Source organism: Pelosinus fermentans DSM 17108, assembly GCF_000271485.2.
GTDB classification, from domain to species: domain Bacteria; phylum Bacillota; class Negativicutes; order DSM-13327; family DSM-13327; genus Pelosinus; species Pelosinus fermentans.
The window spans coordinates 3,814,137-3,827,606 of sequence record NZ_AKVN02000001.1 but is presented as its reverse complement, the minus strand read 5'-3'; the positions used below and the strand labels follow the sequence as shown (position 1 = coordinate 3,827,606).

The 13,470-nt window shown below is 40.5% G+C and carries 8 protein-coding genes and 1 pseudogene; all 9 read left to right on the top strand.

Features of this window, described 5'->3' with window-relative positions:
- The first annotated feature begins 165 nt into the window (after window positions 1–165).
- The 9 genes and pseudogenes from FR7_RS17715 to FR7_RS17675 all read left to right on the top strand — a co-directional run bounded on the left by FR7_RS17715 (window position 166) and on the right by FR7_RS17675 (window position 13,467).
- Window positions 166–1,152 (top strand): S8 family peptidase, encoded by a 987-nt coding sequence (locus FR7_RS17715; RefSeq protein ID WP_007937151.1) that lies wholly within the window; start codon window positions 166–168, stop codon window positions 1,150–1,152.
- A gap of 272 nt (window positions 1,153–1,424) precedes the next feature.
- The gene (locus tag FR7_RS17710; RefSeq protein ID WP_007937145.1) at window positions 1,425–2,081 is read left to right on the top strand and encodes a helix-turn-helix transcriptional regulator; all 657 of its coding nucleotides are present in this window, start codon (window positions 1,425–1,427) and stop codon (window positions 2,079–2,081) included.
- 221 nt (window positions 2,082–2,302) lie between these two features.
- The gene (locus FR7_RS17705; RefSeq protein WP_007937142.1) at window positions 2,303–3,697 is read left to right on the top strand and encodes an amino acid permease; all 1,395 of its coding nucleotides are present in this window, start codon (window positions 2,303–2,305) and stop codon (window positions 3,695–3,697) included.
- A 32-nt stretch (window positions 3,698–3,729) separates the two neighbouring features.
- A pseudogene (nifJ, locus tag FR7_RS17700) lies at window positions 3,730–7,240 on the top strand (pyruvate:ferredoxin (flavodoxin) oxidoreductase).
- A gap of 234 nt (window positions 7,241–7,474) precedes the next feature.
- Window positions 7,475–8,395: a type I phosphomannose isomerase catalytic subunit gene (locus tag FR7_RS17695; RefSeq protein ID WP_007937137.1), complete on the top strand. Its 921-nt coding sequence runs from the start codon at window positions 7,475–7,477 to the stop codon at window positions 8,393–8,395.
- 143 nt (window positions 8,396–8,538) lie between these two features.
- Window positions 8,539–9,585, top strand: a complete 1,047-nt coding sequence (locus FR7_RS17690; protein ID WP_007937135.1) for a glycosyltransferase family 9 protein — start codon at window positions 8,539–8,541, stop codon at window positions 9,583–9,585.
- 172 nt (window positions 9,586–9,757) lie between these two features.
- A complete protein-coding gene (locus tag FR7_RS17685) occupies window positions 9,758–11,860 on the top strand; it encodes a BglG family transcription antiterminator (RefSeq protein ID WP_007937133.1) in 2,103 nt (700 codons plus the stop codon).
- Between the two features lies 1 nt (window position 11,861).
- Window positions 11,862–12,296 carry a PTS mannitol transporter subunit IIA gene (locus FR7_RS17680; protein WP_007937132.1) on the top strand — a complete coding sequence of 145 codons (435 nt, stop codon included), beginning with the start codon at window positions 11,862–11,864 and terminating at the stop codon, window positions 12,294–12,296.
- Between the two features lie 4 nt (window positions 12,297–12,300).
- Complete coding sequence (locus FR7_RS17675; protein ID WP_007937131.1) at window positions 12,301–13,467, top strand: mannitol-1-phosphate 5-dehydrogenase; 1,167 nt, start codon at window positions 12,301–12,303, stop codon at window positions 13,465–13,467.
- The last annotated feature ends 3 nt before the right edge of the window (window positions 13,468–13,470 follow it).

Here is a 13,470-nt window from a genome sequence, read left to right as displayed (position 1 = left end):
TCAACAGCAGTAGAGTGTGAAGAAATTCCCTATTATTACCAGAAGTGATCGCGTATAATGAAACTAAATAGGATTCTTTTCCAGCTTATCAGGATGCTTTATTATGCCAAGAGGATCCTTATTGATCATGAATCTAAATTAAGGCGAACTTAAGGAGGAATCAACATGCATGAAATGAAGCTTCTACCTTTTGAGGTGAAAGAAATCTTGGACAATGCGGAAAAAATACCCGATGGTATTCAATTAATGAAAGCACAGGAGGTTTGGGAGCCAAGTAAGCGGGGCAAAGGGGTGGTCGTTGCCATCCTGGATACGGGCTGCCAGGTGGATCATCCTGATTTGAAAGACCGTATTATTGGCGGGCGCAACTTTACAACTGATGATAATGGAGACCCGGATCAGTTTGGCGACAATAATGGGCATGGTACCCATGTGGCGGGAACCATTGCTGCAGCCGAGAACAGCCAGGGGGTTGTCGGTATCGCTCCTCAGGTAGATTTGCTGATTCTTAAGGTGCTTGACAGCAGCGGAAACGGGGGTTACCAAAATCTGATCCGTGCTATCGACTATGCTCTCCAGTGGCAGGGTGCAGAAGGGGAGAAAGTGCGTATTCTCTCTATGTCATTGGGGGGAGAAACGGATGATTCGGCCTTACATGACGCCATTGTCCGGGCGACAGGCAGCGGGGTGCTGGTGGTTTGCGCTGCTGGCAATACGGGACAGGTTGAACGACAGTTCCCCGGCGGGTATAACGAGGTAGTCGGTGTGGGAGCTGTGGATTTGAGCAAAAAGCTGGCTCCTTTTAGTACGATGAATAAAGAGATTGATGTGGTTGCTCCGGGGGTGGAGATTGTTTCAACCTATCCTGGCAGCCGTTATGCCGTTCTTTCCGGAACCTCTATGGCCACACCCCATGTTGCTGGGGCCGCGGCTCTGATCATCAATCAGTGCGAAAAAGATTTTGAACGCACCCTCACGGAAGCGGAGATTTATGCCCAGCTTTGCAAACGGACCAGTACGTTAGGATACAAAAAAATCAAAGAAGGCAACGGTTTCCTGGATCTGACTGTTGGTTACCAGAATGTCTTGCATCCCATGGAGGTGGAGACAGCAGTTAAGCAAGGCGAAGTTGCTATGGGTCAAAAACGATGAAAGAGCTAAGGTTAAAGAAGTTAAGTGTATGGATTGATCAATATTACAAATGGTCAAAATGGAATGAGATTGGCATAGTCCCCACGACAAATACACCATAGAGATACGAGAAGCGACTAGTTATTTTTAGCTGGTCGTTTTTCTCTGCCTGAAGATAGTGATACTCGATTTTTGTAAAAAAATAGGTGATAAAAAATTATTACCATAGAAGGAAATTATTACCAAATGACGAACTTTAAAAATATAGATCATTCAGAAAAGAAGGAGAGTATATGAAATACAAAAAGCTGCTGGAATTATATATACCCTTAGTTGATTTTATTGCCGATATTATTGGACCGAATTGTGAAGTACTTTTACATGATATCGTTGATGTTGAAAACTCTGTGATTGCAATTCGAAATGGATATATAAGCGGCCGTTCCTTAGGATGTCCTTTAACGGATTTAGGTTTCAAGCTGCTGGAGAATAAAACGTATTTACAGCATCATGCTTTTGTCAATTATCGAAGCCGCAATGACAGGGGAGACAATTTAATTTCATCCACCTATTATATTAAAGATGAAGCAGGAAGTTTGATAGGTATGCTTTGTGTTAATATCTTAAGTGCCTCTGATAACCAGGGGCATAGAATTCTAGGTGAATATCCTTTAAAGACATTGTTTGGCAATGCAGTTCAACTGAATGACAATGAAGAAATAACAGAATCATTAAGTACTTCCTTAGATCATGTGGTAGACAATGGGATTCATAAGCTGATTGCAAAATACAATATTGCAGTGGACAGAATGTCGCCTGAGGAAAAGAGTGCTATAGTACAGGAACTGCGTGAAAATGGAATTTTTAAGATCAAAGGTGCCATAACAAAAGCTGCTGCCATTTTAAAAACATCTGAAAGTACAATTTATCGATATATGGCAATGAAATAGATATTGCTGCAGGATGAGTATTTTGATACCTGTCAGGATTTCTTTATGAGAGACCTGTCGATGATAAGGTACAAAGAAAAAGATAGGAGGAATACATATGAAAGAAATAATCAAAACGTCGAAAGCTCCAGAAGCAATTGGTGCGTATTCACAAGCTGCAATGGAAGAAAAACAGTACTGTGTAAATATTCGATAAGATTGAAAGGAGAAAGAGCATTATTATGGAAGAAAAAGAACTAACCAGAGGGCTGAAGTCGCGGCATATTGAATTGATTGCTTTGGGGGGAACCATTGGTGTTGGTCTTTTTATGGGGTCAGCGAGTACGATCAAGTGGGCAGGTCCTTCCGTATTGCTTGCTTATGCATTAGCAGGTATTATTATGTTTTTTGTTATGCGCATTATGGGGGAAATGCTTTACTTAGAGCCAATGACAGGTTCTTTTGCAACCTATGCCCACAAATATGTCAGCCCTTTGGCGGGTTATCTGACTGCCTGGTGCTATTGGTTTTTATGGGTTACAGTTGGAATGGCGGAAGTAACGGCCATTGGAATTTATGTTAAGTACTGGTTTCCCCTCATTCCCCAATGGCTGCCAGCGTTGGCAGGGGTAGCGATTGTGGCATCGGCAAATTTAGTTGCTGTTAAGTACTATGGCGAATTTGAATTTTGGTTTGCACTCATTAAAGTAGCGGCGATCGTTGCTATGATTGTGATTGGGCTTGGTATGATTCTTTTTGGCTTCGGCAATGGAGGTCAGCCTGTTGGTATCGAAAATCTATATATTCATGGCGGATTTTTTGCTGGTGGTTTAGAAGGTTTTTTATTTGCTCTTTGCTTGGTAACGGCGTCTTATCAAGGCGTTGAAATGGTTGGCATTACCGCTGGTGAAGCACAAGATCCTAAAAACACCTTACGGCGCGCTACCAAAAATATTATTTGGCGTATTTTAATTTTCTATATTGGAGCCATATTTGTTATACTGGCCATTTATCCATGGAATCAAGTCGGTACAATCGGCAGCCCCTTTGTTATGACCTTTGCCAAAATTGGAATTGTTGCTGCTGCCGGAATTATCAATTTTGTTGTTTTGACGGCCGCGATGTCAGGGTGCAACAGTGGAATTTATAGTGCGGGGAGAATGCTTTACACCTTATCCAAGAACGGTCAGGCTCCTCGATTCTTTGGCAGGGTATCAAATAACGGGATGCCCGGCAATAGCATTATGGTTACAATTTCCTGCTTATTATTAGGTGTGTTTTTAAACTACATTGCTCCAGATTCCAAATTATTTCTATACATTTACAGTGCTAGTATTCTTCCAGGTATGATCCCTTGGTTTGTGCTGGCATTTAGTCAGATTGCATTCAGAAAGAAATGGAAAGAGGAAATGGAAGCTCATCCTTTCAAGTCCCCGTTTTTTCCCATCAGCAATTATGTAACGGTTATTTTTCTGCTATTGGTGTTGATTGGAATGTGGTTCAATGATGATACTCGCATATCATTAATCGTAGGAGGTATATTCTGCACGATTGTCGTAATAAGTTATTATGTTTTTGGTTTAGGGAAAAATCAATCTGCGAAAGGATTAGATGATACTCATAATAAAGTGAGCTAATAGGAATGAATACAGAAAGAAGGGAGTTATTTATGGCAAGAAAAATGAAAACAATGGATGGAAATACAGCAGCAGCCCATGTCTCTTACGCTTTTACTGATGTAGCTGCGATCTTTCCTATTACGCCGTCATCCAACATGGCAGAGCTTGCAGATGAGTGGGCAGCGCAAGGTCGAAAGAACATCTTTGGACAAAGGGTAGAGATTGTTGAAATGCAGTCAGAAGGAGGCGCAGCGGGAGCTGTGCATGGCTCATTGCAGGCGGGGGCTTTAACGACTACCTATACTGCATCTCAAGGTTTGCTATTAATGATTCCCAATATGTATAAAATTGCCGGGGAACTGCTGCCGGGAGTATTTCATGTGAGCGCCAGGGTGGTTGGTGCTAACGCCATTAGTATTTTTGGCGATCATTCAGATGTTATGGCGACTCGGCAAACGGGCTTTGCTTTACTGGCCGAAAGCAGCGTCCAGCAAGTCATGGATTTGGCAGCAGTGGCACATTTATCAGCCATCAAAGGAAAGGTTCCCTTTTTAAACTTTTTTGACGGGTTTAGAACTTCCCATGAAATTCAAAAAATCGAAGTTCTCGAATATGAGGAATTGGCTGAACTTTTGGACTGGCAGGCTCTAGATGAGTTCCGCCGATCTTCTCTTAATCCTGATCACCCAACCTTAAGAGGAACCGTGCAAAATTCTGATATTCACTTTCAGCAGCGGGAAGTATCCAATCGTTATTATCAGAATTTACCGGAAATTGTTGAAGGCTATATGGCACAAATCACTAAACTTACTGGCCGGGAATATCATCTGTTCAATTATTATGGGGCACCGGATGCGGACAGGATGATTATTGCCATGGGTTCCATGTGTGAGGCGATTGAAGAGGTAGTTGATTATTTGAATGCAAAAGGGGAAAAGGTTGGGTTGCTGACAGTCCACTTATATCGTCCTTTTTCCATCGAACATTTTATGAAATACATTCCAAGAACTGTAGAAAAAATTGCTGTATTAGATCGGACGAAAGAAATGGGTGCATTTGCTGAACCTCTTTATCTTGATGTGAAAGCGGCTTTTTATGGAAAGGAATGGGTACCACAGATTGTAGGAGGCCGCTGCGGAGTTGGCGGTAAAGATGTTATTCCCAGTCATATCCAAGGAGTTTTTGAAAATCTAAAAGCTGCCAGTCCTAAAGATCATTTCACTGTGGGGATTATTGATGATGTAAACCATATTTCACTGCCTCTTGGTCAAGACATTGATACGACTGTACCCGGTACCACAGCATGCAAATTTTGGGGGCTTGGTTCAGATGGAACGGTTGGTGCCAATAAAAGTGCGATAAAAATTATCGGTGATCACACGGATATGTATGCCCAAGCCTATTTTGCCTATGATTCTAAAAAATCCGGCGGCGTTACGATTTCTCACTTGCGCTTTGGCAAGCAGCCGATAAAGTCCCCCTATCTTATCAATAAGGCGGATTTTATTGCCTGTCATAATCAATCTTACATTTATAACTATCCTGTATTGGATGGACTTAAAAAAGGCGGCAGTTTTCTTCTGAACTGCAGCTGGAGTCAGGCGGAAATCGCAAGTAAGCTGCCTGCAGCTATGAAGCGCTATATCAAGGAAAATGATATTGAATTTTATACGATTGATGCGGTTGGCATTGCTGAGGAGATTGGACTTGGCGGACGGATTAACATGATTATGCAGTCTGCTTTCTTTAAAATTGCGGATATTATACCTTTGCATGACGCGATGAGATTTCTAAAAGAGGCAGTGGCGAAATCTTACGGAAACAAAGGGGAAAAAGTGGTGGCTATGAATCATGCTGCCATTGACAAAGGAATACATTCCATTGTCAAAATTCATGTCCCAGCTGACTGGAAAGACGCCCTTGATGAAGCAGTCCAAAGAAAAGAAATTCCCGATTTTATTAAGCAGGTACTGGTGCCGATGAACCGTCAGGAGGGGGATCAACTTCCGGTAAGCGCCTTTCTTGACATGGAAAATGGGACGTTTCCTTTAGGCACTTCGGCGTATGAAAAACGCGGTATTGCCATCCATGTGCCTGAATGGGTGGCGGATAACTGTATTCAATGCAATCAATGCTCCTATGTATGCCCCCATGCAGTTATTCGTCCTCTATTACTAAATGAAGAAGAATTTTCTGCAGCACCGGAAGGATTTTGCACTAAAGCGGCTGTCGGCTTGAAGGACCTGCATTTTCGGTTAGCGGTTTCTCCTTATGATTGCACGGGCTGCGGCAATTGTGCTCAAATTTGCCCCGCGAAGAAAAAGGCTTTGCAGATGAAGCCTCTGGCAACTCAGCTTGGGCAGGCCTCCCTGTGGGAATATGCCATGATGATTTCCCCGAAAGTCACTCCGATCAATGTCTTTACTGTTAAAGGCAGTCAGTTTGAACAGCCGCTTTTAGAGTTTTCCGGGGCTTGTGCCGGCTGTGGCGAGACGCCTTATGCCAAACTGGTTTCAGCTTTATGGTGAGAGAATGATGGTAGCTAATGCTACAGGCTGTTCTTCCGTATGGGCTGGGAGTGCACCTTCCATACCCTATACGAAGAATCATCGCGGTCATGGCCCTGCGTGGGCAAACTCACTGTTTGAGGACAATGCTGAATTTGGATTAGGTATGCATTTGGCAGTAAAGCAATTGAGAAATCAATTAGCACTTCATATTGAAAAAGCTGTTAAACTGCCTTTTGGTGATGAGCTTAGGCAGGCTTGTGAAGATTGGCTGATCCATAAGGAGAATAAAGAAGGTACAAGGGCTAGAGCCGATAAACTGATTGCCGCTTTGGAAAAGGTAAAAGGTCAGGATGCGTTGTTAGATACCATTTATACAAATCGAGATTTTCTCGTAAAGAGATCCCAATGGATTTTTGGCGGCGACGGCTGGGCCTATGATATTGGTTTTGGCGGACTTGACCACGTATTGGCTAGCGGCGAAGATGTCAATATTTTGGTTTTTGATACAGAGGTATACTCAAATACTGGCGGACAGTCTTCGAAAGCTACTCCTACTGCGGCAATTGCTAAATTTGCAGCAAGTGGCAAGAAAACCAAGAAAAAAGACTTGGGGATGATTGCCATGAGCTATGGGTATGTGTATGTAGCGCAAATTGCTATGGGAGCCGATAAGAATCAAACCCTTAAGGCGATTCGAGAGGCAGAGGCTTATCCGGGACCATCACTGATAATTGCTTATGCACCTTGCATTAATCATGGTATACAGCTTGGTATGGGATTTAGTCAACTGGAGACTCAGCGTGCGGTAGACAGCGGCTACTGGGCAATGTATCGGTATAATCCACAATTAAAGGAAAGTGGAAAAACACCATTCATTTTAGATTCCAAAGAACCAAGCATGAACTTTCAAGAATTTTTGATGGGTGAAGTGCGTTATGCATCCTTGATAAAACAGTTCCCAGAGGCGGCAGCGGCCTTATTTGAAAAGACAGAATTAGATGCAAAAGAACGACTTCGAAACTATCAGACATTGGCGGCTATAAAAGAATAGAAAAGCTAAAAGCTGGCACTGTTTATTTACGGTGTCAGTTTTTATTTTTAAAAGAATCTGCTCATCGGATAAAGGTAGAACACCAATTGTAAAATAGTATATAATAGAATAGGTGATGAGAACATAAATCATTGTATTGGTTGAATTAATTTATGAGAAACTGCGCTGGTATGTACTGATTACTAGCCAACATAGAAAGTTTGTTTCCCAATATGGTATTAAGGAGGTAGAAAAATGTATCCGTTAAAATTTGCACCTGTTTATCAGGAACGTCTTTGGGGTGGTACAAATCTGAAAAAAATATTTGGCAGAGACATTACCAGTGACCATATCGGAGAGAGCTGGGATCTATCTGGCCATAGCAATGGCGTGAGTATCGTGGAAAACGGTTATTTAGCTGGTAAAAGCTTAAATCAATTGATAATAGAGTACCGGGAAAAATTAATGGGAAAGAAATTTGCAGAGAACGAATCCTTTCCTATACTCGTTAAAATTCTTGATGCCAATGATAATTTATCCATTCAAGTACATCCTGATGATGAATATGCCCATAGGGTGGAAGGAGAAGCCGGTAAAACGGAAGCTTGGTATGTCATACATGCAAAGGATGATGCGCATATCATATATGGCCTTAAAGATCATATTACCAAGGAAGCCTTTATTAAAGCGGTAGAAATGCATCATATTAGTGATGTCATAAAAAAAGTGCCTGTGAAAGCAGGAGACATGATCTATGTTCCGTCAGGTACCGTTCATGCTTTGCTCGAAGGCGTGATGGTATATGAAATACAACAAAATTCAGATACAACCTATCGAATCTACGATTATGATCGAGTGACAAAAGATGGAAAGCTTCGAGAGCTGCATATCGATAAGGCTCTTGATGTCATAACGTTCACTAAACAGCCCAGTTGTGTATTTACGGATCATAGTATTTCAAGCCAGTATTTTTCTGTAGAAAAGTTGTCTGTTACTGGGGATTTGCATGGGGAAACAAAAGAGATCTTTATCATATATTGTGTAATCGAAGGATCGGGTGAGGTTGTTTATCAGGATAAGGGGGAAAGCCTAAAACCTGGAGATACGGTACTCATTCCGGCATGTTTGAAAAATTTCACATTACGAGGTAATCTTCGACTATTACAAATAACATAAATAGGACTTGATTCAGGTGAGTCTTCACTGTGATTTCAATAGGATGATCATTACAGGATTTTTTTTACTAAATGAGGTACAATACCTATAAACGTTATAGGTAACATGAGCAGCAGTTCAAATCTATAAAGGCAGGTATTTTCGTGTCTAAGGAAATATTGATTATCAGACTTAGTTCAATTGGTGATGTGATCCATTGTACGCCAGTAGCCAGTTCTTTGAAGGCTGCCTGGCCCGATTGCAAAATAACATGGATGGTTGGTGGGGTCTCAGCAGACCTCTTACAAGGCAATCCTTATATAGATGAAATTATGATATGGTCAAGGGAAAAATTTGAAGACTATCTTAGAAATTTAAAATTTAGAGAAGCTTTGGGAATGTGGCGTGATCTAAAAAATCAGCTAAAGGGCCGGCGGTTTGATGCGGTCCTTGATATTCACGGCCTTTTTCTTACAGGAATGATTGCCAAGCAGGTAAATACCAAAAAGCGTATTGGTATGAAGGGAACAAAAGAACTCAATTCTCTTTTTATGACGGAAACTGGGGAAGCCCGCAGTAAACATATTACCGACAAATATCTTGCAGTTCTTTCTTGTTTAGGAATTGAAGCTGTAAATCATAAAATGAGTCTTGTTGTACCTGAAGGGGCTAGAAACTTTGCCAAAAAGGTATTGCAGCAATATGCCGTTTTACCAGACGAGAAAATTGTAGTGCTCATCTTGGGGACGACTTGGATTACCAAAAATTGGCCTATTGCTTTTTTTACAGAGACAGCCAAGCTTCTTGGTAAGGATTTTCGGATCATTTTATGCGGCGGAAAAGCAGAAGTTCAATTAGGTAAGGAAGTCGAGACAAAGGCAGGGGTTCCTGTCATCAATACCATTGGACAAACCAGTCTGCTGGAAATGGCAGGTATCATAGAGCAGGCTTCTGTAGTAGTCTCTGGAGACACAGGGCCTCTGCACATAGCTGGGGCCCTGGGGGTTCCAACAGTTGGTATGTTTGGACCGACTGATCCTGCCACCTATGGTCCTCAAGGAGAGCAGCATGAGGTTCTTTCCTCGACACTTTCCTGTTCCTACTGCCATAAAAAGCGATGTTCTAAAGGAGGGGGAATATGTATGGAAAGGATATCCCCTGAAATGGTGGTTCAGAAAGTGTATGAAATCCTGAAAAAAGTAAGAGCATAAACAACGGTTTGCGAATGGAAAACATATAGAAATGTCAACAAGTCCTATGACGAAATTCAATTTTCATTTTATTGAAAAGGTCAAATATGTGATATATGATAGGAACATAGAACAATAGTCACGCTGGTTGTAGAGCTGGCGTGAACTCTTTCTTAAAGAGGGGTTATTGGTTATGAATATTACCTCAAGACAGCGTATGATATTAACTATTTTATTAACTGAGTCCCAAGGAATAACTGTTAATGAAATTGCAGAGCGAATTGAGGTAAGTACACGTACCATTCATCGAGAGCTAAATGATCTGGAAGATCTTTTAGCAGCCCATCAATTGCAGTTAGTTAAAAAAGCAGGTATTGGTATTTTTATTGAAGGTGATAGTAAACAAAAAGAAGTAGTCAGGTCGTTGTTATATAGCCAAAGAGTGGCAGAATATTCAGCGAAGGAACGAAAATTGTTGATTTTATGTCAGTTGCTGGAAGCCAAAGAACCGATCAAATTGATAGCAATGGCTCATGATTTTAAAGCTACCATATCAACGATAAGCAATGATTTAGATGAGTTAGAGGCTTGGATTCGAACCTATGATTTAACATTGATTCGCAAAAGAGGTTATGGTGTTGAATTATATGGTACAGAAAATGCCATTCGAAAAGCGATGAGTACGCTGATTTCGGAAAACTTGGATGAATTCGATTTGTTGGGAATATTAAGAGACAACATTTATGAAAAACCTTCCAGGCATATTAGTACCGTATCCGAGCGTTTGCTAGGACTCATTGAAAAAGAAAAACTGATTATCATTGAAAATTCCCTGCGGGATTTAAAAAACGATCTTCCTTACCCCTTAGCGGATAGTTCATTTATTGGTTTGGCAATCCATTTGGCTCTGGCCATCGAACGTATTGAAAAAGGTGAAAAGATCGGTTTTGATGAAGCATATTTAAAGGAATTAGAACGTACTCCGGAATTTCAAATTTCAGAAAAAATTGTGCAGACCCTTCGAAATCGCTTTCAATTAGACATACCTGTTGCCGAAATTGGTTATATTACGATGCATTTGCGAGGCGCAAAATTGCGAAGTGCTCACGACGACTATTTTGAATTTAAAAACGTGGAACTTGCTTTACAAGTGAATAAGCTCATCAGTTTTTGTGAAGACAAACTTGATGTTGTACTGAATGAAGATCCAACGTTAATTCAAGGTTTATTGGCCCATATTGAGCCAGCAATTTTCCGCATTCAAAAGAATATGAAGATTCGCAACCCCTTACTGGATGAAATTAAAAGTCGGTACAATCATTTGTTTCAGATTGTGAAAGCAGCAGTCGATGCTATTTTTACAGAATTGTCTGTTCCGGATGAAGAAATTGGCTATTTAGTGATGCACATTGGTGCTTCTCTTGAGAGAAGCCGGAGTGAATGCCGTAAGCAGTATCATGCGCTGGTTGTATGTGCAAGTGGTATCGGATCATCAAAAATATTGGCAAGCAGAATCAAAAAAGAATTCCCCGATATTGGCTCCACAAAAAACATCTCTATGTTTGATGTGGAGAAAACCCCTAAAAGCGAGTATGATATTATCATTTCAACCGTTCATTTATCCATTCCCTCTCAAGAATATATTTTGGTTAGCCCCTTGTTAACAAGAGATGATGTTAAGCACATCACTCTCTATCTAGAAAGTTTAGGCGATTGTAAGCAAAATGCCAAATCCAATTCCTCTCTGCAAGAAGATGATTTTTTAGGAACTTTAAGAATGTATCAATCTTATATCAGCCATAGTATTGAAATTATCGAGAATTTTGCTTGTCATAGCATAAATAATCATAATATGAATATTGAAGACATATTGGGTTTGATTTGTGAAAAATTTGAGAGAAATCATATCATCAGTAATAAACAGGAACTGATAAAGAATTTATTAGAAAGAGAAAAATTAGGCGGTCTGGGGATTTCCAATATACAGCTAGCACTATTTCACAGTAGAAATAAAGACGTTTTAAAACCGGCTTTAATACTGTACTTTCTGGAAAAACCAATTATTATTAAATCTATGGATAATAAATTCACCAATGTTGATAAGCTATTATTGCTTCTGGCGCCTGCCAATATTTCCAGAGAGGGCCTGGAAATATTAAGTGAAATCAGCTCCCTATTAGTCGAAGAAGAGATTATAGCAGTATTAGCCGCAAAAGAGGCGGAAGGCATACGTTCATTCTTTTTAAAAAATTTATACGCATATATTATTAAAAAAATAAAAGGGAGAGATATGTAATATGAAAAACGTTATTTTTTCTGCCGATAAAATTGTAATGGATGCTAAGATTTCAAATAAGCAAGAAGCAATCACTCTAGCTGGGCAGCTCCTTGTTCAAGGAGAGCATGTGACCGACGATTACATCAGGAAGATGTTTGAGCGTGAAGAATTGATGACGACTTATATTGGTAATGGCGTAGCAATTCCTCATGGCACAAATGAGTCAAAAGAATTTATAAAATCTTCCGGGATATCCATTATACAAGTACCTAATGGTGTAGACTTTGGCAATGGAAATATTGCGTACTTGATTATTGGCATTGCAGGAATTGGTGATGAGCATTTGGAAATACTCTCCAATATTGCAATTGTCTGTTCAGAAGAAGAAAATGTAAAAACTCTTGTTAATGCTACGACCAAAGAAGCTATTATTGAAATATTTGAAAGGGGCTGAGCATATGCTTGCAGTACATTTTGGTGCGGGTAATATTGGCAGAGGCTTCATTGGACAATTATTGCATCAAGCAGGTTATAAAATATGCTTTGTTGATGTAAGTGATGAATTGGTTGCAGAAATCAATCGGCGCCAGGAATATACGGTGTCTCTTGCCAGTGAGGAAAAAACTACATTTACAATTCATAATGTAACTGCCTTACTTAGTAAAGATGAAGAGGCTGTCGCAGAAGCCATTGCTTCTGCTGATCTGGTAACAACAGCTGTTGGACCGAATATTTTAAAGTTTATCGCTCCTGTCATTGCAAAAGGGATTCAAAAACGAATCAAGGCAGAAGGCAAAGCTCTAAATGTGATTGCTTGTGAAAACATGATTGGCGGAAGTTCAGCTTTAAAATCGTTTGTTTATGAATCTCTTAATGAGGAAGAACAAAAGCAGGCGACGCTGGTTATTGGCTTTCCTGATGCTGCTGTAGATCGTATTGTTCCCCTGCAGAAGCATGACGATAAGCTATGGGTCACCGTAGAGCCTTTTTATGAGTGGGTTGTTAATCAGTCACAGGTGCTAGGTGCTGTGCCCCAGGTAGAAGGAATCACCTATGTAAGTGATTTAGGACCATTTATCGAAAGAAAACTGTTTACCGTCAATACCGGTCATGCAGCTGTAGCCTATCTTGGCTATTTGCTTAAATTAGGCAGCATTGATCAAGCAATTCAAAATTCTTATGTGCTGGATATGACAGAAAAGGTGCTCCACGAAACGGGTGCGTTGTTAATTGCAAAGCATCATTTTGATAGTAAGCAGCATGAAGAGTATATTCATAAAATTATCAAACGCTTTAAAAATCCCTATATATCGGACGAAGTTACCCGAGTGGGGCGTTCTCCTATTCGAAAATTATCAGCAAAGGATCGTTTGGTAGGGCCTGCGCTGCAAGCATTAGAGTATGGTATTACACCTTCCGCCTTATCATTGGTCATTGCTGCTGCCTTACTTTTTGATTCTAAGGATGATCCCGAAGCTGCGGAAATACAAAGCCACATAAAAGAAAATGGTATTGAAGCGGCAATTCAAAAATACACTGGAATTTCGAGTGCAAGTCCTTTATTTGCCTTGATTCTAGAAACCTATAAGAAAGTGAAATCTCAAATCAACTCTGCAAGTATTTAAAAT

Coding starts and splice junctions, on each gene's coding strand:
- FR7_RS17710 (WP_007937145.1), top strand. CDS start 1,425: ATGAAATACAAAAAGCTGCTGGAATTATATATACCCTTAGTTGATTTT.
- FR7_RS17680 (WP_007937132.1), top strand. CDS start 11,862: ATGAAAAACGTTATTTTTTCTGCCGATAAAATTGTAATGGATGCTAAG.
- FR7_RS17675 (WP_007937131.1), top strand. CDS start 12,301: ATGCTTGCAGTACATTTTGGTGCGGGTAATATTGGCAGAGGCTTCATT.
- FR7_RS17695 (WP_007937137.1), top strand. CDS start 7,475: ATGTATCCGTTAAAATTTGCACCTGTTTATCAGGAACGTCTTTGGGGT.
- FR7_RS17685 (WP_007937133.1), top strand. CDS start 9,758: ATGAATATTACCTCAAGACAGCGTATGATATTAACTATTTTATTAACT.
- FR7_RS17715 (WP_007937151.1), top strand. CDS start 166: ATGCATGAAATGAAGCTTCTACCTTTTGAGGTGAAAGAAATCTTGGAC.
- FR7_RS17705 (WP_007937142.1), top strand. CDS start 2,303: ATGGAAGAAAAAGAACTAACCAGAGGGCTGAAGTCGCGGCATATTGAA.